Raw genomic sequence first — 20846 nt, forward strand, 5'->3', positions numbered from 1 at the left:
CCCCCCCCCCCCCCCCCCCCCCCCCCCCCCCCCCCCCCCCCCCCCCCCCCCCCCCCCCCCCCCCCCCCCCCCCCCCCCCCCCCCCCCCACGTCCGTGGCGCCGCTGCGGCGTCAGCGCTCCGGGAAGCGGTGCTGCTCGACCAGCCGGGCGAAGCCGTCCCACAGGGCCGGATCCGCCGGCTCACGCAGGTCGTGGAGCGTGACGCCGGCCAGGCCCCCGGGCGCGTCGCAACCGCCCGCCCGGGCCAGTTCGACGCCGGAGCCGAGCAGCGCCGCCGGCTTGCCGTGGCGCAGCGCCTCGGCGAGGAAGCGGACGGCGTCCGGATCGGCGGCCAGCGCGGGCCCGGCGCCGTCCGGAACCACCACCGCGTCGTACAGCACCGAGGCGGTGGTGGGCAGCGGGCGGTCCACCGGCAGAGGGTCACCGCCACGGGCGGCCACGTGACCGCCGTGCGCGGCCAGCGTCTCCACGACGGCGCCCTGCGCACCCAGCCGCTCGTGCGCGGCCCGCACCTGGCCTCCGTCGACCCCGGGCGCGGTCAGCACGGCGACCTTGCGGGTACGGATGCCGCTGCCGCGCAGATTCTCCAGGCTGAGCGCCGGGGAGACCCGGGAGCCCGCCGCCTCGCCGCCCTTCGCCGCCGCCCGGTCCTCGGGCGCCGGCTGCGGCTCGGGCACGCCGATGCGCCGGGCGACCTCCGCCGCCAGGTCGGGGTCCACGCGCACCAGGTTGCCGACCATCCGGCGCCGTACCTCCTCGTCGCCCACCTTGCCGAGCTCGAACGCGAACGCGGCGGTGATGTGCCGCTGCTCCCAGCCCGCCATGCTGCGCCAGAACAGCGCGGCCTGGCTGTAGTGGTCGGCGAAGCTGGGGCTGCGCCGCCGGATCGCCCTGCCGTTGACCCGTTCCTGGTAGTGCTGGAACACCCCTTCCGGCAGGTGGCCGCCGCCCATGGTGAACGGGCAGCCGCCGCCCACCGAGTTCGGTGCGTAACTCGTCCCCGGGTGGACGACCTGCTGGCCGTAGCCGTCGCGGTGGTTGGTCCGCACGTCGGCCAGCGGGCGGTTGACGGGCAGTTGGCCGAAGTTGGGGCCGCCCAGGCGGATCAGCTGGGTGTCCAGGTAGGAGAAGTTGCGGCCCTGGAGCAGCGGGTCGTTGGTGAAGTCGATCCCGGGCACGACGTTGGCGGTGTGGAAGGCCACCTGCTCGGTCTCGGCGAAGAAGTTCTGCGGGTTGCGGTCGAGGACCATCCGCCCCACCGGGCGCACCGGCACCAGTTCCTCCGGGATCAGCTTCGTGGGATCCAGCAGGTCGAAGGGGAAGGCGAACTCGTCCTTCGCCGTGACCAGTTGGACACCGAGCTCCCATTCGGGGAAGTCCCCCGCCGCGATCGCCTCCCACAGGTCCCGGCGGTGGAAGTCCGGATCCCGCCCGGCGGTGATCTGGGCCTCGTCCCACACCTGGGAGCAGACGCCGAGCCGCGGTCGCCAGTGGAACTTGACGAACGTGCCGCGCCCGTCCCGGTTCACCAGGCGGAAGGTGTGCACACCGAAGCCCTGCATCATCCGGTAGCTGCGCGGGATGGCCCGGTCGGACATCACCCACATCAGCATGTGGGTGGACTCGGGCTGGAGCGAGCAGAAGTCCCAGAAGGTGTCGTGCGCGGAGGCGCCGGTGGGGATCTCGTTCTGCGGTTCGGGCTTCACCGCGTGGACGAAGTCCGGGAACTTGACGGCGTCCTGGATGAAGAACACCGGCATGTTGTTGCCCACCAGGTCGTAATTCCCGTGCCGGGTGTAGAACTTGGTGGCGAAGCCGCGGACGTCCCGTACGGTGTCGGCGGAGCCGCGCGGGCCCTGCACGGTCGAGAAGCGCACGAACACCGGGGTGCGGCGCCCGGCCTCCTGGAGGAAGTCGGCGCAGGTGAACCCGGCGAGCGACTCGTACGGTTCGAAGAAGCCGTAGGCGCCGGCGCCGCGGGCGTGCACCACGCGTTCGGGGATGCGCTCGTGGTCGAAGTGGGTGAGCTTCTCGCGGAGGTGGAAGTCCTCCAGCAGGGTGGGGCCGCGGTCGCCGACGAGGAGCGAGTTGTCGGTGTCGTCGACGCGCACACCCTGGTCGGTGGTGAGCGGGCCGTCCGGGTCGGGGGCGCGGAAGGCGTCGAGTGCGGCGTCCTTGGCGTCGGTGGTGTTCTTGGCGTCCGTGGCGTCCGTGGCGTCCGTGGCGTTCTTGGCGTCGGGTCCGGGGTCGGCGGGCGGCTCGGGCTGGGGGGTTTCGGGGTTGATGGGCATGTCGCGATCTCCGTCCTGGGAACGGCGCGGGGCGGCCGGGCCGGCGGCCCCCGGCTCGTGTCGGCGGGGCGGCTGCCCGGTGGGTGGCCCGGCAAACCGCGCGCGAGCGGCCGTCGGTGCCGCAGCAGGAGGTCAGCGGTGCTGGGCAGAGGCGCGCGGTGTTTCAGTGCGGTGTTTCAGTGCGGTGTTTGACGAAGGAGCCTCGGGGGACACGCCTGGGTCGGGAGGGGAAGCCTCTGAGTGAGGAGACGAGCAATGTCGAACGATGCCATCGTCCTGTTGAGGGAGGACCACAAGGAAGTCCGCCGCCTGTTCCGCCAGTACCGGGAACTCGCCGCCGGGGACGGGGACGGAGACGGTGGGGGCGACGCGCGGCACGAGACGGTCGAGCGGATCGTGGAGGCGCTCACCGTCCACACCTACCTGGAGGACGAACTGGTCTACCCCAGGATCCGTCAGGAGGTTCCCGGCCTCGCCGAGGACATGGACCGCGCCCGGCAGGAACACCACGTCGCCGACCTGCTCTGTGAGGAGCTGAGCCGGATGAGCCCCGGCGACGAGGGCTACGACGCCAAGACCGCCGTCCTGATCGACGCGGTCGACCGGCACATCGAGCAGGAGGAAGGCTCCTGGTTCCCGATGGTCCGGGCCGCATTCGGCCGCAAGGAACTCCAGGAGATCGGCGAGCGGATGCAGGCCATGCGCGAGACCGCGCCGCGCCGCCCGTCCAGTGGCGGCGTGCTCCACCGCATCGCCAACGCGATCGAGGGCTGACGACGGTGCGACGCCGCGACCACGAAAAGCGGGAAGGAGCACGCGAATTCCTCTCATGTCTCAGCCAACGCGACCGTCCTATCCTGAGGGCGTGGAAGAACAGCCGGCAATCGGGCGCCAGTGGACGTTCCTGACCAATCACGCGCGCGTCCTGGTGCAGATCGCCCGGGACCCGGGCATCAGGGTGCGCGACATAGCGACCAGCTGCCTGCTGACCGAACGAGCGGTCCAGCGGATCATCGCCGACCTCGAAGCGGCGGGCTATCTCAGCCACCACCGCGTCGGACGCTCCAACGTCTACCGCGTCCTCGACGGCAAGCAGCTGCGCCACCCCGCCGACAGCGGCCCGACGCTGGCGGAACTGCTGGCCGTCCTGCTGCGCTGACCGCTCCGCCCGCCCACCCGCCCCTCGGCCGGCACGGCGTGCTCGGTCTCTCGTAGGAACCCGAGGGCACGCCGAGGGCACGCCGAGGGCACGCCGAGGGCGCGCCGATGACACGCATGGCCGAACCCGATTGCACGCATTGCCATTGACGAATTTCCGTTCACGTATCGGTTGACGTGAGAAGGGATTCGGCAGACGCTGGAGATGTCGTCCCACGGCTCACAGGCAGGAGAAGAGACCATGCGCGGTAAGCCGCCCGTGGCGCGTTCCGCTGCCCCGACCCCGACTCCTCCACCCCCCGCGCCGCCCCCGGTCAATGGGAGCGTGCCCACAGACCTGCACGTCGCCGAGGGCCTGCTGGTCCGGCTCGCCGTCGAAGGGGACCGGGTCCGTGCGACGGTCCACGGCGAGATCGACCTCGACGTCGCCGGCGGCCTGGACGAGACCCTCGGACGCGCGTTGCAGGCCAGCGGCACCGGGCTCGACGTCGACCTGTCCGGCGTCCCCTTCTGCGACAGCTCCGGCCTCAACCTCCTGCTGGGCCTGCGCAGCACCGCGCACCGTACCGACCGCACCCTCGCGATCACCGCGGCCAGCACCCAGGTCGAGCGCCTGCTCGCGATCACCGAGACGACCGGCCTCTTCACCCCCGCCGCCACCGAACGCCCCGTCGGCCCCCCGCACACCGAGAACGCAGACCCCTGACCGCTCGCGGGCCACCCCGCACCACCGCAAGCCGAGAACCATGGACCCCGTCCGCCGCTACGCCATCGCCCTGCCCGGCGCGCCCGGCGCCCACGCCGCAGCGCACACCGTCATCGTGCACCTCACCGACCAACTGGGCCCCGCGCGCGAGCCCGTCTACGAGGACGCCACCGGCCTGTTCCGCGTCCAGATCCGGGGCACCATCGCGGAAGTCCTCGCCGCGCCGGCCGAGTACGGAACCATCCACCCCTGCCTGGAAGCCGTTCCCATGCCCTGACCGCACTCCGGGCCGCTGGTGGACCCGCTGGCCACCCCGGCAGGCGTGGGGGCGTCCGTCGCGCCTGAAACCGTCCTGCCGCAGGCCGTTCCACCCATGGTCGCTGCCGCGGGCCGGGGCCGGGAGGACACGTTCTTCCAGGGAAAAACATGTCCTCCCAGCTCGCGCGGCGCCCTGGCACAGTGGCCGGTGTGAGTACGGACAACGACAAGCGCCGGGAGTTCGCCACGTTCCTGCGTGCCCGGCGCGCGGAGGTCTCCCCCCGACAGGCCGGACTTCCCGCGTACGAACGGTCGCGCAAGGTGGCCGGGCTGCGCCGGGAGGAGGTGGCCGGGCGGGCCGGGATCAGCGTGGACTACTACACCCGCCTCGAACAGGGCCGGCTGCCCGCACCGTCCGGCAGTGTCCTGGACGCGCTGGCCCGCGCCCTGCTGCTGGACGACGACCAGCGTGACTACCTGCGCCAGCTGGCCGACCTGGCCCCGGCCCGCAGACAGCGGCGTTCACAGCACCAGGTCGTGCCCGCCGCGGTGCTGGCCGTACTGGCCGATCTGCGGACCACGCCCGCCGTGGTCCTGGGCCGGTTCATGGACATCCTGGCCTGGAACGACCTCGCGGCCGAGCTGCTGCTCGACTTCGCCGCGGTTCCCGAGGAACACCGCAACTACCTGTGGCTGACGTTCCTCGACCCGCGGACGCGCGAGCGCGTGCCGGACTGGGACCTGTCGGCGGGCGAGTGCGTCGCCTACCTGCGGATGGACGCCGGCCGCTACCCCAGCGACCCCAGGCTCGCCGAACTGGTCGCCGAGCTGAGCGCCGGGGACTCCGACTTCCAGCACTGGTGGACCACGTACCGGGTCTCCGGCAGGAGCTTCGGGAGCAAGCGCATCCTGCACCCGGTCGTCGGCGAGGTCCGGCTGGACTGGCAGGTCCTCACCGTCGCCCAGGAACGCGACCAGTTCCTCGCGGTCATGCCCGCCGCCGACGAGGAGAGCAGGCAACGGCTCACAGCCCTGAGCACACCGTAGGAACGCGCACGGCGCGACCGTGCGGTCCCACCCACCCGGAAAGGAGGTGAAGGCGCGAGGAGCCCCGGATCACGAGGGCCCGACGCCTTCACAGCACGCCATGACGACCACACTCATCACCGGAGCCACCCGCGGGATCGGCCTGGAGGCCGCCCGCCAACTGGCCGGGGCCGGACACACCGTCTACCTCGGTGCGCGCGACCTGGAACGGGGCCGGGAAACCGCCGAGCGGATCGGCGCCCGCGCGGTGCAGCTCGACGTCACCAGCGAGGAGTCCGTCCAGGCCGCCGCGCGGCTGATCCGCGAGGAGGCCGGCCGGCTCGACGTCCTGGTCAACAACGCCGGCGTCCCGGGCAGGTGGAACCCGCCTGCCGAGATCACCGCCGACGACATGGAGACGGTCTACGCCACCAACGTCTTCGGCCTCGTCCGCGTCACCCACGCCTTCCTGCCGCTGCTGGAGGCCGCCGACCACCCCGTCATCGTGAACGTCAGCAGCAGCGGCGGCTCCCTCGCCCGGTGCAGTGACCCCGCCGGCCTTGAGGCGACCTTCCCGATGGTGGCCTACTGCTCGTCCAAGAGCGCGGTCAACATGATCACCGTCCAGTACGCCAACGCCTTCCCGGACATGCGGATCAACGCCGTCCACCCGGGATCCGCCGCCACCGATTTCAACCCCCGCGGCACCGTGTCGGCCGAGCAGTGCGCCAAGATCATCGTCCGGATGGCCACCATCGCCCCCGACGGCCCCACCGGAGGGTTCTTCGAGGAGGAGGGCTCCATCCCGTGGTGACCGTGGTGACCGCGGGGTCACACGGCTGACCGGTGGGGTCTCGCCCCGGCCACGGCGTGCCGCACCCCGTGGCCGGGGCACGATCACCACCCTGGAGCGGTGAACGACTCCACCGGGATGCCGGCCCCGGCCGGGCCCGCAGATCCGTCCCCGGCCGGACACGGGTACCGGGCGGGCTGGTTCGAGCTCTTCTTCGACCTGGTGTCCGCAGTCCTCCCCGCAGGACCGCTGCTCCCCGCCTGGGCCACGATCGCGGTCACGGCGACCGTCCTCATCGCGATCACCGCAGTAGCCACCCGGTACGGGCCCCCGACCCACTGACGATCGATCAGCCACGGACAGCACCCTCGTGACGCCGCGAGACCCGCACTCCGGCCGCCTCGGCCGACTACCGACAGGGAACGACGCCCATGAGCAACCTCGCACTCGTCACCGGCGCCACCTCCGGAATCGGCAGGGCATTCGCCGAGCGGCTGGCCGGCGACGGCTACGACCTGGTGCTGGTCGGCCGGCGCCGGGAGCGGCTGGAGGAGTTCGCCGCCGCCCACACCGGGGTCGAGGTGCGATCCGTGGCCGCCGACCTCTCCACCGGCGAGGGCATCGACACCGTGGCGCGGATCTGCGCGGCCGAACCGCTGACACTGCTGGTCAACAACGCGGGCGTCGCCCACTACATGCCGCTCGCCGACCTGCCCGCGGATCTGGCCCGCGAACTGGTCGACGTCAAGGTTCTCGCCCCCACCCTGCTCACCCGTGCCGCCGTCGCGGGCATGCAGGAGCGCGGCCGGGGCGCGATCATCAACGTGGCCGGCATGATCGCCTTCAGCGGACCCGCCCCGCAGTCCCAGCTGCCCCGCCGCGCCGTCTACGCCGGTGCCCTGGCCCACCTGGTCGCGATGAGCCAGACCCTGTCCGCCGAGCTCGAAGGCACCGGCGTCCAGGTCGAGGTCGTCTGTCCGGGGGTGGTGGCCACCGAGTTCCACGAGCGCCAGGGCCTCGATCTCAGCGCCGTACCCAGGATGAGTGCCGAGGACGTCGTCACCGCGGCCCTGCGCGGCCTGCAACTCGGCGAGGTCGTCTGCGCGCCCGGTGTCGAGGACGCGAGCCTGCTCGATGCCGTCTTCCGGGCCGAGCTGGCGGCGTTCGGCGCGCAGAGCCCCGAACTCGCCACCCGCTACCGGGCCGGCTGACCCGTACCCGCCCCTCGGTGGCCGGGCGTCGGTTACCGAGGGGCGGTGCTTCCTCTCGTGGCGCGGGCGTCAGTCGGCCTGCGGCGGATCTATTCGGACCACCAGCCGGCTCGGGCCGTTGCCGGAGGCGGTTGCCCGCTCGGCGGGGTGGGTGACGGGGCGGTCGGCGGGGTGCAGGGTGACGTTCTCCGGGTAGAGCCGGCCGAGCAGGGCCAGGACGACGAGGTCGCCCTGGCCGGTGGCGTCCAGGACGGCGTCGCCCGCCTGCGTCCACACCAGCCCCGATGCGCGCAGGGCCGTCCACACGTCCGCGGCGGCGGGCGGGTCGGCGACCGGTGCGTCGGCGACCGGTGCGTCGGCGGGCACGTCGCCCGTGGCGCCGTCCGGCCGGTGGGCGAAGCGGTGGCCGCGCAGGGCCTGGCCGAGGTCGACGCGGGCGGTGGCGCCGTCGTGGGTGAGCTCGATGGCGGCGGTGCGGGCCCCGCCGGCGACCGGCCCGGCGACGACGCGGCCGGTGATGCGGCCGGTGAGCGGACCCGGTGCGGCGGTGGCGGGCGGCAGGTGCTCGACGAGGGTGCGCGGCGCGGCGTAGTAGTCCCGCAACTCGGCGACGTGCGTGACGGTTTCGTCGGCGGCCGGGTCGGGACGCCAGGTCAGCAGGTACCGGGGGGCGGTCAGGGGCGGCTGGTCGAGGACGGCCGGCAGGGCGGTGCCGCCGCTCGCCTCGAAGCCGTAGCCGGCCGGGCCGGAGGGGTTGGGGGCGCCGAGGGTGCCGGACGAGCCGGAGCTGCCGGAGGTGCCGGTGACGGCGTGGCGGGCGAAGGCCACGATGCTGGCGTGCCGGATCCGGCGGACCAGGAGTTCGGTGAGGAACGCGTCCCGGGCCGGTTCGATGTGCCGCAGCCCGGTCGGAGTGATCAGCAGCGGGACGTCCTGCCAGTTGGTGAAGGGCAGCAGGGCGTCGCGCAGCAGGACGACCTGGTGCAGCCACTCGTTGTAGAGCTGCATCGTGACGGGTCCGCCACGGCGGCCGAGGAGCAGGTCGGTCGCGGGAGGGGTGAGCAGGTGGCCGTAGCAGTGGCTGCGGACGACCAGCGGGCCGGCGGGCAGCGCGATCCGGTCGGCGAGCAGCCGCTCCAGGGCCGCGGCGGCCCAGGAGGCGAGCTCATGGCCGATCTCCTCGGCCTGCGCGCCCAGTTCGCGAGCGGCCGGGGCGCTGCCCGGTCCGACGGTCAGCGGCAGGGAGGTCTCCCGGGTCCCGAGGGCGAGGGTCGCGCGGATCTGGGCCTCCAGCACCTCGCCGTCGGCGGCGGTGAGGGCGTTGTCATCGATGACGCCCTGGAGCAGCGGCTCCGTGGCCGTGAAGAACTCACGGGCGGTCAGGGCGGTGCCGGCCGCGGGGAAGGTGTTCCAGCGGCTGCCGCCGAGGGCGGGCGTACTCGGGGTGGGTGCGATGGGCACGGGTCCTCCGAAGTGTCGATGGAGCGTTGCGATCGAGCAGAGGTGGAGCGTTTCGATGGAGCAGGAGTGGAGCGTTTCGATGGAGCAGGGATGGAGCGGCGGATTCCGCGGATGCGGGGCCAGGCCCCTTATCTGGATCGTGCGATACAGATTGCGGACATGAAAAAATCAGTCGAGGGCGGTCAGCGCGACCTCCACGACGGGTGCGAGGGCTTCGGGGTCCGGTGTGATCTTCGAGGAGACCAGCAGCCCGTTGAGGAAGGTGACGAAGAAGGCGGCGAGGCTCTGCGGGTCGTGCCGCGCCGCGATCTCACCCCGTTCCGCCGCGACCCGCAGCACCTCGGCGAGCGCGTCCCGGCTGACATCCTGCATGTCCCGTACGGTGCGCCGGATCGACGCGTCCCCCGGTAGGCGCTCGCAGGCGGCATTGACCGCCAGGCAGCCCCGGCCGCCGTGCTCGGCGGCGATGCGGACCCGCTCCATCAGCATCGTGCGGATCGCCGAGCGGGCGTCCGCCCCTTCCTCCAGGCTGCGCAGGGCATCCGCCGCGAGGGTGGCGCGGTAGTGGTCCAGCGCGGCCCGGTACAGGCCGGCCTTGTCGCCGAACGCCGCGTACAGGGACCCCTGCCCGATCCCCAGGTGCTGGGTCAGGTCGCGCACCGAGGTCGCCTCGTAGCCGCGCGTCCAGAACAGCTCCATGGCGCGGCTCACCGCCGCCTCGGTGTCGAACTCCCGGGTCCTTGCCATGGTTTCACCGTAGCCTATCTGGATCGGATGCTCCAGATAGAGCGAGCCGCGCTCCTCCCGGGCGAGGCCTCCGCAGAACCGCCGGACGCCCCGTGCGGCAGGTGACGACAGCGCGACGGGCGGTCCGTCGGCGCGCCGAGGATCGTGGCGCACCGACGAACCGCCCGGGGCCTCAGCCGAACCAGCGGGCGAGGGCCGTGTCGAGCGGGGTGCCGTCGGTGTCGGTCCAGGCGAGGTAGCCGTCGGGGCGGACCAGGAGGGCGCCGGCGCCGTCCACGTCCTCGTCGGTCTTCGCCATGACGTGCTCGACCCGGTCGGACCGGTCGCCGACCGACCGCCGCCTGCCGTCGAGGGAGAGCAGCAGGCCCCGGCCGGAGCGCATCAGCCGGCTCGCCCGGGTCGGGCCGTCCTCGGTGGTCAGGTCCAGGTCGATCAGCCGGGGGCCGACGCCGGGGTACCGGAGGTCCAGGCCGGACATCATGCCCGAGACGTACCGGTTGGTGTCGGGCAGGCCCAGCAGCTCGGTCACGAGCTCGCGGACCGTGCCGAGCTCCTCGTCCCGGCCGGGATTCATGATCACGGCCTGGGCCCGGGTGTGGCGCAGCACGCGCGCGGCGACGGGGTGCCGCTCCTCGTGGTAGCTGTCGAGCAGGCTGGCGGGCGCCCAGCCGCGGATCGTGCCGGCGAGCTTCCAGCCCAGGTTGACCGCGTCCTGGAGGCCCAGGTTCACGCCCTGGCCGCCGATCGGCATGTGGATGTGCGCCGCGTCCCCGGCGAAGAACACCCGGCCCTCGCGGTAGCGCTCGACCTGGCGGACGGCGTCGCCGAACCGGGAGGCGGCGCGCAGTTCACCCAGTTCGGTGTCGGGGCCGTACACGGCGTGCAGCGCCTCGCGGACCTCGTCGGCCGAGACCGGCGTCTCGCGGTCCGGGCCCTGTCCGGAGAGCCTGCCGAACAGTATCCGGTACAGGTCCGGGCCGATGGGGTGCAGGATCGAGTGGAAGCCGCCGGCCACGCGGGTGTACTGGCTGAAGTGCTTGCGCTCGGTGGGGACCGTCTCGGACCGGGAGGCGAGGGTGATGTCGGCCGCCACGGCGGACATCCGGCGCTCCCGGCCGGGGAACGGGACGCCCAGCAGCCGGCGGACCGTGCTGTGCCCGCCGTCGCACGCGACGAGGTAGCGGCCGCGGATCTCACCGTCGCCGCCCCGGATCTCACCGTCGCCCCGGACCTCACCGCCGTCGGGGGCGTCACCGCCGCCCGGGGTGCCGTCGGCGTGCCACGTGACCGTGATCCCCTCCGCGTCCTGCGCGACCGCCGTCACCTCGTGGCCGCGGAGCACGGGCACGCCCTGCTCGCCGAGGAGCCGTTCGAGGTGGGCCTCCAGCCGGATCTGCGGAACGTTGACCGGGTGGGGGTACCGGGTGCGCCAGGGCCGGCAGTCCAGCTCGACCGGCAGGGTGGCGAAGTGCCCGCCGGTGGTGTTGTCGGACGGCTCCCGCGCGAGCAGCGGCTCCAGCAGCCCGCGCAGGTCGAGCACCTCGGCGGTGCGCGGCTGGAGTCCGCCCGCCCGGGACTGGGTGCTGTGGGTGCGCTGCTTCTCGACGACGACGGCCGGCACTCCGGCCAGCGTCAGCTCGTACGCCAGCATCAGCCCGGTCGGGCCCGCCCCCACCACGATGACCTCGGTTCGCACGATGACCTCCCGAAAGAAGAAACTGGGTGCAATTCTGCACTCAGTCTACCACAAGGTAGACTGAGTGCATGAATCAGCAGATGGGCCTGCGGGAACGCAAGAAGGAACGCACCCGGGAGACGATCGCGGCGACGGCGATCCGCCTCTTCCTCGACCGGGGCTTCGACCAGGTCTCGATCACCGAGATCGCGGAGGCGGCGGAGGTCTCCCGGCGGACCCTCTTCGCGTACTTCCCGACGAAAGAAGACCTCGTACTCCAGCGGTTCGCCGACCACGAGAGCGAAGCGGCCCGGACGGTGCGCGCCCGCCCGGCCGGCCAGCCGCCGCTGGAGGCGCTGCGCGCGGCCATGCTCGACGCCCTGGCCCGTCGCGACCCGAACACCGGCCTGTGCGACGACCCCGAGGTGATGGCCTTCCTCCGCATGATCGTCGAGACCGAGAGCCTGGCGGCACGGATCATCCGCTACGCGGCACGCGGCAGCGACGAGCTGGCCGAGGCACTGCTGGAGGCCGACGTCGACCCGCTCGACGCCCGTCTCGTGGCCACCCAGGTGATCGTGGTGCAGCGGGAACTGGCGGTCATGAACCAGGAACGCCTGGCCGACGGCACGTCCGCCGACGACCACTACCCGGAGGCCGTCCGCGCCGCCGAGCGGGCCTTCGCCCTGCTGCGCGACGGACTGGGGCAGCACGGGTAGGGCCCGGGTGCATCGGCCTCCCGGAGCACTCCGAACTGTCGGGGGCGGGCGCCATAATCGCCACTGCCGTGATCACCGGACCTGCTGGAGGCCCTCGTTGTCCTCGTCGTCGTCCTTGCCGTCGTCGTCCTCGCTGTACGACTTCGCGACCTGGGAGCCCCTGCTGCGGCTCCTGCGGGCTGACCACGCGCAGGCGCTCGCCGCGCCGGGCGGCGAGGTGGCGGGGCTGATCGGCCGGCAGGGGTGGAGCGTGCCGGTGAGGATGCGGTTCCCGGAGGCCGGGCGCGCCATGCTGGTGTCCGACAACCAGGAGGCGCACGACGCGATCGACCGCGTCCGGGCCGCGCTCACCGAGGCCGGGATCGGCGATGTCGCCTTCGCCGCGGAGATCCCGCCGAGCGGGAAGGCGGTGCTCCATCTGTTCGACCACGGCCCGGCCGTCGACCCGGGCATCGGCAACGCCCACCCGGGCGCGCTCACTCTGGTCGAGGGCGCGGTGCCCGAGCCGTGGCGGCGCCTGCCCGAGCCGGTGCCCGGGGCGAGGTCGGCCCCGTCCGTGGACCTGGAGGTCCTGACCCTCGGAGGGTGGCGCGGCGAACCGGTCAGTCTGAACCCTCTCGTCGGGCTGCCCCGGCTCCGCACCCTCTACGCCGGCCCCGGGGCGCTCACCGACCCCCGGGAGGTCGCCCGGCTGACCGGACTGGAGTTCCTGGAGCTGACCCCGGAGGACTGGCGCTGCCTCCTCGACGCCGGCGCCGTCCCGCGCGGCCTGTCGGCCGCCGCCATCGAGGCCCCGAGCGATCACGACCTGCGCCCGATCATGGCCCTCGCGAACGAACTCCTGACCCTCTGGGAGCGCCCCCTGATCACGGAGACCGTCATCGAAGGCGACCTCGGCCCGCTGCCGTAGCCCTGTCACGGATCTCGTGTGCCCGGGAGAGCGAGGCGGCCCTGCTGGGGTGCCGCTGTCACTTTCGCGGGGGCGGCGGGGAGTCGGGCTTCTCGCGGTAGAGGTCGATGGCGAGGGCGACTGCGGCGTGGGTCGCGGGGTGGGGGTCCTGGCGGCGCCAGATGAGGTGGACGGGGACGGGGGCGGCGTTGCGCAGGGGGCGGTAGACGATGCCGTCGCGGCGGTACTGGGCGGCGGTGGCCTGGGGGGTGACGCCGATGCAGCGGCTGGTGGCGATGGCGGCGAGCCAGTCGTCGATGTCGTGGGTGTAGATGACGGCGGGCCGCTGCTCCTCGGGCCACAGGTTCAGGGCGGTGGTGCCGGTTCGGCGGTCGATGGCGAGGGTGCGGGCGGGGATCTCGTCGAGGCGGATGCTGCGCCGGCGGGCCCACGGGTCGTCGGAGGCGAGTGCGACGATGCGGTGTTCGTGGCCGACCAGGGCGTGTGACCAGGGCTTCAGGTCGAGCGGGGCGCGGACGACGGCGAGGTCGCACATGCCTTCGGCCAGCCCGCCGGTGGGGGAGTTGTGGCGGACGAGGCGCAGCTCGACCTCGGGGTGGCGCTCGTGCCAGCGGCGCTGGAAGTCGGTGGTGTGGCGGCCGAAGGCGGACCAGGCGTGGCCGAGGTGGAGCCGGGCGTGGCCGGCGGTCGCTTCCTCGACCAGGTCGTCGGCGCCGGCGAGCAGGACGCGGGCGCGGGCGAGGACCCGCACGCCGGCCGGCGTGGGCGCGATCGTGCGGCTGGTGCGGTGCAGCAGCCGCACCCCGAGGAACTGTTCCAGGGCGTGCAGGTTGCGGGAGACGGCGGCCTGGGAGATGCCCAGCTCGGGGCCGGCGTCGGTGAAGCTGCCGGTGTCGATGATGGCGACCAGGCAGCGCAGGTGCTTCAGTTCCAGATCGGCGGGACTTTGTCGTCGCTCATCCATACGACCAGCGTATCAATGGGCCGGTGAATGCATTTTGCGTATGGCTGCGTCGGCTCCACTGTGGAGGGCATGGTGCTGAAGAGTTCTCACGACGCCGCTACCGCCCGGGGTGACGGGCGCCTGGCCGGGGTGGCGCTGATGCTGGGATCCGGCCTGTCCAACCAGGCCGGAGCGTCGATGGCGGCGCTCGCCTTCCCGGTGATCGGCCCCGCGGGTGTGGTGGCCGTCCGTCAGTGGGTGGCCGCCGGGGTGCTGTGGGCGGTCGGCAGGCCGCGGCCGCGGTCGTTCACGGCGGCGCAGTGGCGTCCGGTCCTCGGGCTCGCGGTGGTGTTCGCCGTGATGAACCTGTCCCTCTACACGGCCATCGACCGCATCGGGCTCGGGCTGGCCGTCACCCTGGAGTTCCTCGGTCCGCTCGCGGTGGCCCTGGTCGGCTCGCGCCGGCGCCTCGACGCCCTGTGCGCGGTGGCCGCCGCGGCCGCGGTGGTCGTCCTGGCCCGGCCCTCGCCGTCCACCGACTACCCGGGCATCGCCCTGGCCCTGCTCGCGGCGGTGTGCTGGGCCGGCTACATCCTGCTCAACCGTGTCGTCGGCCGCCGCCTGCCCGGGCTGGAGGGCTCGGCCGCCGCCGCGCTCTCGGGGGTGCTCTACCTTCCCGTCGGGATCGTGGTGCTGTGGCTCCGTCCCCCGACCGCCGCCGCCCTGGCCTGCGCGCTGGCCGCCGGCGTGCTGTCCTCGGCCGTGCCCTTCCTGGCCGATCTGCTGGCGCTGCGGCGGGTGCCCACGCAGTTCTTCGGTGTGTTCATGAGCGTCAACCCGGTCTTCGCCGCGCTGATCGGCCTCGTCGTGCTCGGCCAGCACCTCGGCGCGGCGGCCTGGCTCGCCATGCTGGTGATCGTCGGAGCGAACGCGGTCGCCGTCACCACCGCCCCCACCAACCCCGAGTGATGAGCAGGACCCCGAGAAGAAGTTTCGGGCCGATGTCGATTCGGCCGCGTCCGCTGCGACGTCATGATGTGCGGCGCCTCGCCGCACGGTGACGCGACGCCTTGCCGCACAGTGACGCGACGACGAGACCTGACGAGGGAACACGTGGACCAACTGCTCAGAGTCATGAACTTCAACGTCTCCAGCGACGGCGTCGGTGCCGGTGCCGGTGAGCACCAGAGCTTCGAGCGGCCGTTCGGCCATGACCATCCCGAGAAGCTGTTCGCCTGGGCCGGGGCCACGGCGAGCTGGCCCATGCGGACGGCTCCCGGGGGGAGCCGGGGCCTCGACGACTACTTCACGCGGGACTTCGCGCGCAACATCGGTGCCGAGATCATGGGCCGCAACAAGTTCGGGCCCCAGCGCGGGCCCTGGCAGGACGACGAGTGGCGCGGCTGGTGGGGTGACGAACCCCCGTTCCACACCCCGGTGTTCGTCATGACCCAACACGAGCGTCCGTCGTTCACGCTCTCCGACACCACGTTCCACTTCGTCGACGGCGAGCCGGCCACGGTCCTGGCCCGGGCGCGGGAGGCCGCGGAGGGCAAGGACGTCCGGCTCGGTGGCGGGGTCGGCACCATCCGGCAGTTCCTCGCCGCCGACCTCGTCGACACCCTGCACGTGGCGGTGTCGCCGGTGGAGCTCGGCCCCGGGCTACGGCTCTGGGAGTCCCCCGACGAGCTGCTGGACCGGTTCCACCTGGAGGTGGTGCCCAGCCCGAGCGGGGTGACGCACCACCTGTTCTGGCGGAGGTGACGTGAGGGCCCGCGCTGGGAGGCCGACGCCCGGGTGACCGGCCGCTCAGGGGCGGACTCAGGGGCGGGCTCAGGAGTGAGCGGTCACGGTCGCGGTGAGGGGCGCGGGGCCGAGGGTGGCCGCCGCCATCGGGCGGGGGCGGCTGCCCGGGACCGGGTCCACGTGCCAGGCGGCCGTGACCGCCGCCGTCAGGAGGGTGAGCTCCGCCAGGGCGAAGTCGCCGCCGGGGCAGCCGTGCACACCGGCGGCGAAGGGCAGGTAGGCGCCGCGCGGGGGAGCGGGGTGCCGTTGCGGGTCCCAGCGGTCGGGGTCGAACGCGCCCGGGTTGCGGTACCAGCGCGGGTCCCGGTGCAGGGCGTAGGGGCTGTAGAAGATCTGGGCCCCGGGCGGGAGTCGGTGGCCACCCAGTTCCACCGCACTGCCCGTACGGCGGGGGAACAGCCAGATCGGCGGGTAGAGCCGGAGGGTCTCCTGGACGACGCGGTGGGTGAGCACGAGCGCGGGGAGGTCCGTCGGCTCGACGGGGCGGTCGCCGACGACCCGGCGGACCTCCTCGCGGACCCGGCGGCGGAGCTCGGGGTGGCGGGCGAGGAGGATGAACAGCCAGGCGGCGGCCGCGCCGCTGGTGTGGGAGCCGCCGACCAGCAGGGAGGTCACGTCGTCGTGGACCTGCCGCCGGTCGGCGCCGACCGACAGGTGCGTCAGGGCGGCGTTGTGCGGGTCCGCGTCGATGAGGGCGTCGACGACGCCGTGGAGGTCGTTCAGGGCGGTGTGGTAGCTGCGCCGCTCCGGGCCGGGCAGCCGGTCGAGGAACGCGGCGGTGGGCCCGTAGGCCCTGCGGCCCAGTCCGGCCACGACGACCGGCAGGGCGTGGTGGACGACGGAGGCGGCGCCGGCGGGGAGCGGACGGCCGAAGAGGGTCGCGGCGACCACGTTCAGGGTCAGTTCGGCCATCTCGGCGTTGAGGTCGATCCGTTGGCCGTGGTGCCACGAGTCGGCCCGGGCGGTGGCGAGTTCGGCCATGGTGTCGAGGTATCCGGGCAGGCGGGCGGCGCTCAGCAGGGGTTGGACGACGCGGCGGCGGTCCCGGTGGTGGGTGCCGTCGGCCACGGCGATGCCGGTTCCGAACAGGGGACGGGACTTGGTGAAGATCTCGCCGCGGTCGAAGCGTCCCCCGGGTCCGGTCAGCAGGGCCATGACGAGGTCGGGGTGGTTGAGGAGGTAGGCGGGCCGGGGGCCGATGCGGAACTCGACCACGTCCCCGTAGCGGCGTTGGGCGTCGAGGAAGGCCAGGGGCGCTCTGGCCAGCCGGATCGCGTGCCCGAGGAGCGGGACGGCGCCCGGCACCCGGGCCGGGCGGCGGCCGGTGGGGTCAGGGGGTGTCGGCATGGTGGTCCTCTCCCGTGGGCGCAGGCGCGGTTGTTGTCGTTCCGGTGCGGTACCGGGGCGTGCTCAGGCCCCATTCCAGGTGGCCCCGGGCCCAGTCGAGGAGCGCCTCGGCGCAGTGGTCGGCCTGCCGCCGGAGGGCGGGTGGCGTGGCGAGCGCGCGGGCGAGGCCGGTGAGTTCGCGGCGGGCCCGCGCGTGGGCGCGCAGGCGGTCCTCGAAGGCGTCCGTCACGAGGAGGGTGGCGGCGTGCCGGTCCATGCCGCCGTGGTGGGCGGTGACGAGCACCAGGTTGTGGGGGTCGCCCTGGGCGGCCTCCTTGTCCACGGTCATCAGGTCGTTGGTCCAGCACACCAGGTCCGCCGCCGCGACGAGGAGTTCCTGGAAGGGGCGGGAGTAGTACAGGGACGGGGGCAGGAAGCAGCCGTCCGTTCGCTCGACGAGGTCGAACGAGGGCATGATCGCTCCGAAGGCCCGGCGCCAGGCGGGAAACCCGTCCGGGTACGGGACGTGGCCGGCCTGCCGGTGGGCGGCCTGCCAGACGCAGCCGGACAGGTAGTCGGCCACGTGACGACGGAACCTCAGGACCCAGGCGTCGGGCATGGCGTCCGAGGCCCGCTCGATGATCTCCGCGAGGGCCCGCCCCATGGGCGAGGTGGGAACCGACCCGTACGAGACGATGCCGAGCGGCTCGTGCAGGTGTTCCTCCAGGCGATCGGCGTCACGCCCCAGGTCGCCCTCGTCGATCCGGTCGTCGAGGAGGAACAGCCAGGCCATCCACATCGCCACCAGGGCGCTGTCCGACCGGTCGGCCCGCGGATGGCACCACGCCGCCAACAGCCCGGGACGGATCCGCGCGAGGTTGCGCAGCTCCGCCGACGTCTCGCAGAGGCCGGCGGCCTCCACCCACCGCAGGGTCTGCGCGTCGGCGGTCCCGGCGTGGTCGCCGTGGCGGGCCGGGACGTCCCGGATCGCGGAGCCCTTGAGCACGTCGATCGTCATGCGGCCCCCGCCTTCGGTTGTCGCGCCATTTGTCGTTCCGGCTGGCGTCGCGCCGGGCGAACGCCCCACATGGCGATCATCGCGTGCGCCGTGTCGACGAACCCGGGGCGGCGCAGGTGGGCCAGCGCCTCGGCGCCTTCCGCCTCCCCGAGGGCGCCGGAGCGTGCCATCGCGGGCAGGAGATCGGCGATCGAGAGCGCCCAGGCCCGCCCCGCCGCGTTGGTCGCCGTCAGCGTCGGGCAGTGGACCCGCATCCCCACCTCGCCGAGTCCCAGCCCCCGCAGCGGGGCGGGGAACGACCGGGCCCAGGCCGCCACGTCGCTGCCGAGCGTCGTGGCCAGGGTGGTGGTGACGGCGGCCCCGAGACGCCGCACGACCGGATCGGGGGAGGAGGCGGAGGGGAAGAACGAGGGGTCCTCGATGTACAGGCGGCCGCCCGGCTTCAGCCAGGACGCCATGCGCCCCGGCAACGAGGCGCGATCGGGCAGGTGGCACAGGACACTGCGGGCGACGATGAGGTCGAAGGTGTCGGGCGGGAACCCTTCGGTGCGCACGTCGTGTCGCAGCACCCGCAGGGCCGGGTGGCGCGGGCCCGCGAGGAAGCGGAGGTCCGTGTCGGTGGCCGTCACCTCGCCCTCGGGGTGACGGCGGGCGAGCCACAGGGCCAAGGTCCCGGCCCCCGCCCCGATTTCCAGACAACGGGCCCCGGCCGGTAATTCCCAACGCGCCAGATCGCCGGTCGTCGCGGGATCGCACAAATCGGCCAGGGCGTTCAGACGTTCCATTTGCGCGGGGTGGGCGAAGGCGAGGACTTCGTCCCCGTACGCCGGGAGTTCGCGTTCCGTCGGCGGTTCCTTCCGCATGCGGTACCTCCTTTTCCTCGCCGATTGGATCAGTGCCGTTGTACCGCCCCCTGGCGACACGCCAGTCCGTTCGGTGCGGCGCACCGGATTTCGTGCTTCGCTTCTCGCGGCTTCTTGTGGCTTCTCGCGGTTTCTCGCGGTTTCTGGCGTGGGAGGCCGTGAACACGGCGACGGTGACGGCGGCGCACCGCCGCCGCCCTCGATTCGCATCGATCTCAACACCGGTGTCCACGGGTGTCAACGGGGCGTCAAGGTGCTGGCACGAGCGCCATGGTGGTCGTGCCGCAGGAGGTCCGGTGGGGTTGACGGACAACTCCGCGTCGTCCCAGAGTGTTTCTGCCCACGCGAAAAGAAACCCGGGGAACCGGGATGTCCGAGGAGGCGCCACATGGCCGAAAAGGACCGTGAGGACCGCGTGATCGTGGTCGGATCCGGAATCGCGGGAGCGGCCGCCGCTTTTCGGCTGCGCCAGGCCGGTTGCGACGTCACTCTGTTCGAAAAGGAGGACCACGTCGGAGGCCGGATGTCCACCCGCGAAGTGCCGGTCGGAGACGTCCGATATCGCGTCGACCGCGGCGCGAGCTGGCTTTCCCGGAATTACGCGCCCATGATCCGACTGTTGGAGGACGCGGGGCTCGCCACGCGCATGCTCCCGTGTTCGGACGAGCTGGGCGTGCTGCGCGAGGGCCGGGTGCACCGGCTCTCACTCGTCCAGGCCTCGGGACTCCTGCGGACCGGACTGCTCGGGTGGCGCGCCAAGTTCAAGGCGCTGAACCTGCTGCGCGACCTGGCGGCCGCCCGCCGCCGGCTGCGCTGGGAGGACATGTCCGGCGCCGCCGGGATCGACGGGGAGAGCGCTCGGGAGCACGCCCTGCGCAGGCTCGACCGGGAGCTCCTGGACTACCTGATCGAGCCCCTGTGCAGCACCCAGTTCCTCGTACCCGCCGAGGAGGTCGCCGCCGTCGGCGCCTTCTGCATCATGTGGGGCACGTTCGGGGCCGCGAGCTTCACCTTCGACGGCGGCGTCGGGAGCCTCCCCGGACACCTCCTCGACACCCCCGTGATGCGCGCCCCGGGCACCCGTGTCGAACTGGGCGCCCACGTGACCGAGGTCCGCCGGGACGGGAACGGGGGCGGCGCCGTGGTGGTGTGGGAGCGGGACGGCGAGGTCCGGACGGAGCGGGCCCGCGCCTGCGTCGTGGCCGTGCCCGCCCCGGTCGCGGCCCGGATCGTCACCACCCTCGACGACGACCAGCGCCGCTACCTCGACGGGGTCCGGTACACCAGCGACGTCCACGTCACCTTCGGGCTGCGTCGGCCTCCCGCCGAGACGGCCCTGGGCGTCGCCGTGCCGCGCCGGGAGCACCCGGACCTGTGCGTCGCGCTGTACGAGCACAACCTCGGCCCCGGCCGGGCCCCCGCCGGCCGGGGCCTGGTCACCCTGGTCTTCCGGCACCACTGGAACGCCGCCCGGATGGCCCTCGACGACGACACGGTGATCGCCGACGCCCGCGCGGCCGTGGGCGAGGTGATGCCGGGTCTGGCCGCCCACATCGACGACCACCGGGAGATGGCCGTCGTCCAGCGCTGGGAGAACGCGGTCCTCGCCCGCCCGGCCGGCGGGTACCGGGACCTCGCCGCCTTCACCGCGAGCCTGGATCCGGCCTCCCCCGTCCAACTGGCCGGGGACCACTTCGCCTACAGCACCACCAACGCCGCGCTCGCCACCGGCGAACGCGCCGCGCGCCGGGTCCTGGACCTGCCCCTCGCGACCTGAGGCGACCAACGCCCTTTCCCCGGCGGGCGGCATCCCCGCGTACCGTCAGCGCCCACCTGTACCGCATCTTCCCCAAGCCGGGCATCACGACGTGGGTCGCCCTCAGGGACGCCCTGAACAGGCTGGAGGAGCATGCCCCTGCCGCGTCCGAGACGGC

The 20846-nt window shown here is 73.2% G+C and carries 21 protein-coding genes; 13 read left to right on the forward strand and 8 right to left on the reverse strand.

What is annotated here, in order from left to right:
• Positions 1-111 precede the first annotated feature (111 nt).
• On the reverse strand, positions 112-2292 hold the full coding sequence (locus AC07BF_RS20815) for a catalase (protein WP_478333720.1): 2181 nt from the start codon (positions 2290-2292) through the stop codon (positions 112-114).
• 255 nt (positions 2293-2547) lie between these two features.
• Here AC07BF_RS20815 and AC07BF_RS20820 point away from each other — a divergent pair, with 255 nt between their 5' ends.
• From AC07BF_RS20820 to AC07BF_RS20855, 8 genes are all read left to right on the forward strand, one after another.
• Positions 2548-3066: a hemerythrin domain-containing protein gene (locus tag AC07BF_RS20820; RefSeq protein WP_363586942.1), complete on the forward strand. Its 519-nt coding sequence runs from the start codon at positions 2548-2550 to the stop codon at positions 3064-3066.
• Between the two features lie 55 nt (positions 3067-3121).
• Positions 3122-3451, forward strand: a complete 330-nt coding sequence (locus AC07BF_RS20825) for a helix-turn-helix transcriptional regulator (RefSeq protein WP_363586941.1) — start codon at positions 3122-3124, stop codon at positions 3449-3451.
• 324 nt (positions 3452-3775) lie between these two features.
• Positions 3776-4156, forward strand: a complete 381-nt coding sequence (locus tag AC07BF_RS20830; protein WP_478333721.1) for an STAS domain-containing protein — start codon at positions 3776-3778, stop codon at positions 4154-4156.
• A gap of 40 nt (positions 4157-4196) precedes the next feature.
• Positions 4197-4433, forward strand: a complete 237-nt coding sequence (locus AC07BF_RS20835) for a DUF6296 family protein (RefSeq protein ID WP_363586939.1) — start codon at positions 4197-4199, stop codon at positions 4431-4433.
• A 191-nt stretch (positions 4434-4624) separates the two neighbouring features.
• On the forward strand, positions 4625-5461 hold the full coding sequence (locus AC07BF_RS20840; RefSeq protein WP_363627676.1) for a helix-turn-helix transcriptional regulator: 837 nt from the start codon (positions 4625-4627) through the stop codon (positions 5459-5461).
• Between the two features lie 100 nt (positions 5462-5561).
• A complete protein-coding gene (locus AC07BF_RS20845; protein ID WP_478333722.1) occupies positions 5562-6254 on the forward strand; it encodes an SDR family NAD(P)-dependent oxidoreductase in 693 nt (230 codons plus the stop codon).
• Between the two features lie 99 nt (positions 6255-6353).
• The gene (locus AC07BF_RS20850) at positions 6354-6575 is read left to right on the forward strand and encodes a hypothetical protein (RefSeq protein ID WP_478333723.1); all 222 of its coding nucleotides are present in this window, start codon (positions 6354-6356) and stop codon (positions 6573-6575) included.
• Positions 6576-6664: 89 nt separating this feature from the next.
• Complete coding sequence (locus AC07BF_RS20855; RefSeq protein WP_363586935.1) at positions 6665-7444, forward strand: SDR family NAD(P)-dependent oxidoreductase; 780 nt, start codon at positions 6665-6667, stop codon at positions 7442-7444.
• A 69-nt stretch (positions 7445-7513) separates the two neighbouring features.
• On the opposite strand, the gene AC07BF_RS20860 is transcribed toward AC07BF_RS20855, so the two are convergent.
• The 3 genes from AC07BF_RS20860 to AC07BF_RS20870 form a co-directional block, all read right to left on the reverse strand.
• Entirely contained in the window at positions 7514-8905 is a 1392-nt protein-coding gene (locus tag AC07BF_RS20860; protein ID WP_478333724.1) for a hypothetical protein, read from the reverse strand.
• Between the two features lie 168 nt (positions 8906-9073).
• Complete coding sequence (locus AC07BF_RS20865; RefSeq protein WP_363586933.1) at positions 9074-9652, reverse strand: TetR/AcrR family transcriptional regulator; 579 nt, start codon at positions 9650-9652, stop codon at positions 9074-9076.
• A 172-nt stretch (positions 9653-9824) separates the two neighbouring features.
• Entirely contained in the window at positions 9825-11348 is a 1524-nt protein-coding gene (locus tag AC07BF_RS20870; RefSeq protein WP_478333725.1) for an FAD-dependent monooxygenase, read from the reverse strand.
• 68 nt (positions 11349-11416) lie between these two features.
• Here AC07BF_RS20870 and AC07BF_RS20875 point away from each other — a divergent pair, with 68 nt between their 5' ends.
• Positions 11417-12046, forward strand: a complete 630-nt coding sequence (locus AC07BF_RS20875) for a TetR family transcriptional regulator (RefSeq protein WP_363586931.1) — start codon at positions 11417-11419, stop codon at positions 12044-12046.
• A gap of 97 nt (positions 12047-12143) precedes the next feature.
• On the forward strand, positions 12144-12956 hold the full coding sequence (locus tag AC07BF_RS20880; RefSeq protein ID WP_478333726.1) for an SMI1/KNR4 family protein: 813 nt from the start codon (positions 12144-12146) through the stop codon (positions 12954-12956).
• Between the two features lie 58 nt (positions 12957-13014).
• Here the strand turns inward: AC07BF_RS20880 and AC07BF_RS20885 are convergent, their stop codons facing one another.
• Complete coding sequence (locus tag AC07BF_RS20885) at positions 13015-13920, reverse strand: LysR family transcriptional regulator (protein WP_478319111.1); 906 nt, start codon at positions 13918-13920, stop codon at positions 13015-13017.
• A gap of 138 nt (positions 13921-14058) precedes the next feature.
• On the opposite strand from AC07BF_RS20885, the gene AC07BF_RS20890 reads away from it, so the two are divergent.
• A complete protein-coding gene (locus AC07BF_RS20890; protein WP_478333766.1) occupies positions 14059-14868 on the forward strand; it encodes an EamA family transporter in 810 nt (269 codons plus the stop codon).
• 144 nt (positions 14869-15012) lie between these two features.
• The gene (locus AC07BF_RS20895; RefSeq protein ID WP_478333727.1) at positions 15013-15663 is read left to right on the forward strand and encodes a dihydrofolate reductase family protein; all 651 of its coding nucleotides are present in this window, start codon (positions 15013-15015) and stop codon (positions 15661-15663) included.
• Between the two features lie 69 nt (positions 15664-15732).
• On the opposite strand, the gene AC07BF_RS20900 is transcribed toward AC07BF_RS20895, so the two are convergent.
• Genes AC07BF_RS20900 through AC07BF_RS20910 form a run of 3 tightly spaced genes read right to left on the reverse strand, consistent with a single transcriptional unit; the run spans position 15733 to position 18912 of the window.
• Positions 15733-17052 carry a cytochrome P450 gene (locus AC07BF_RS20900; RefSeq protein WP_478333728.1) on the reverse strand — a complete coding sequence of 440 codons (1320 nt, stop codon included), beginning with the start codon at positions 17050-17052 and terminating at the stop codon, positions 15733-15735.
• Positions 17036-18049: a (-)-delta-cadinene synthase gene (locus AC07BF_RS20905; protein ID WP_478333729.1), complete on the reverse strand. Its 1014-nt coding sequence runs from the start codon at positions 18047-18049 to the stop codon at positions 17036-17038. Before AC07BF_RS20905 ends, AC07BF_RS20900 begins: the two co-directional genes overlap by 17 nt.
• On the reverse strand, positions 18046-18912 hold the full coding sequence (locus AC07BF_RS20910; protein WP_363586926.1) for a methyltransferase domain-containing protein: 867 nt from the start codon (positions 18910-18912) through the stop codon (positions 18046-18048). Before AC07BF_RS20910 ends, AC07BF_RS20905 begins: the two co-directional genes overlap by 4 nt.
• A gap of 388 nt (positions 18913-19300) precedes the next feature.
• Between AC07BF_RS20910 and AC07BF_RS20915 the strand changes: the two genes are divergently transcribed.
• On the forward strand, positions 19301-20689 hold the full coding sequence (locus AC07BF_RS20915) for a protoporphyrinogen/coproporphyrinogen oxidase (RefSeq protein WP_363627665.1): 1389 nt from the start codon (positions 19301-19303) through the stop codon (positions 20687-20689).
• Positions 20690-20846 lie beyond the last annotated feature (157 nt).

Source organism: Kitasatospora sp. NPDC043950 (genome assembly GCF_056435345.1).

What these genes read in the sequence shown, in the direction of transcription:
- AC07BF_RS20815 (WP_478333720.1), bottom strand. Translation starts at nt 2,292, where the DNA reads ATGCCCATCAACCCCGAAACCCCCCAGCCCGAGCCGCCCGCCGACCCC.
- AC07BF_RS20820 (WP_363586942.1), top strand. Translation starts at nt 2,548, where the DNA reads ATGTCGAACGATGCCATCGTCCTGTTGAGGGAGGACCACAAGGAAGTC.
- AC07BF_RS20825 (WP_363586941.1), top strand. Translation starts at nt 3,122, where the DNA reads ATGTCTCAGCCAACGCGACCGTCCTATCCTGAGGGCGTGGAAGAACAG.
- AC07BF_RS20835 (WP_363586939.1), top strand. Translation starts at nt 4,197, where the DNA reads ATGGACCCCGTCCGCCGCTACGCCATCGCCCTGCCCGGCGCGCCCGGC.
- AC07BF_RS20845 (WP_478333722.1), top strand. Translation starts at nt 5,562, where the DNA reads ATGACGACCACACTCATCACCGGAGCCACCCGCGGGATCGGCCTGGAG.
- AC07BF_RS20855 (WP_363586935.1), top strand. Translation starts at nt 6,665, where the DNA reads ATGAGCAACCTCGCACTCGTCACCGGCGCCACCTCCGGAATCGGCAGG.
- AC07BF_RS20865 (WP_363586933.1), bottom strand. Translation starts at nt 9,652, where the DNA reads ATGGCAAGGACCCGGGAGTTCGACACCGAGGCGGCGGTGAGCCGCGCC.
- AC07BF_RS20875 (WP_363586931.1), top strand. Translation starts at nt 11,417, where the DNA reads ATGAATCAGCAGATGGGCCTGCGGGAACGCAAGAAGGAACGCACCCGG.
- AC07BF_RS20885 (WP_478319111.1), bottom strand. Translation starts at nt 13,920, where the DNA reads ATGGATGAGCGACGACAAAGTCCCGCCGATCTGGAACTGAAGCACCTG.
- AC07BF_RS20890 (WP_478333766.1), top strand. Translation starts at nt 14,059, where the DNA reads ATGCTGGGATCCGGCCTGTCCAACCAGGCCGGAGCGTCGATGGCGGCG.
- AC07BF_RS20900 (WP_478333728.1), bottom strand. Translation starts at nt 17,052, where the DNA reads ATGCCGACACCCCCTGACCCCACCGGCCGCCGCCCGGCCCGGGTGCCG.
- AC07BF_RS20905 (WP_478333729.1), bottom strand. Translation starts at nt 18,049, where the DNA reads ATGACGATCGACGTGCTCAAGGGCTCCGCGATCCGGGACGTCCCGGCC.
- AC07BF_RS20910 (WP_363586926.1), bottom strand. Translation starts at nt 18,912, where the DNA reads ATGCGGAAGGAACCGCCGACGGAACGCGAACTCCCGGCGTACGGGGAC.
- AC07BF_RS20915 (WP_363627665.1), top strand. Translation starts at nt 19,301, where the DNA reads ATGGCCGAAAAGGACCGTGAGGACCGCGTGATCGTGGTCGGATCCGGA.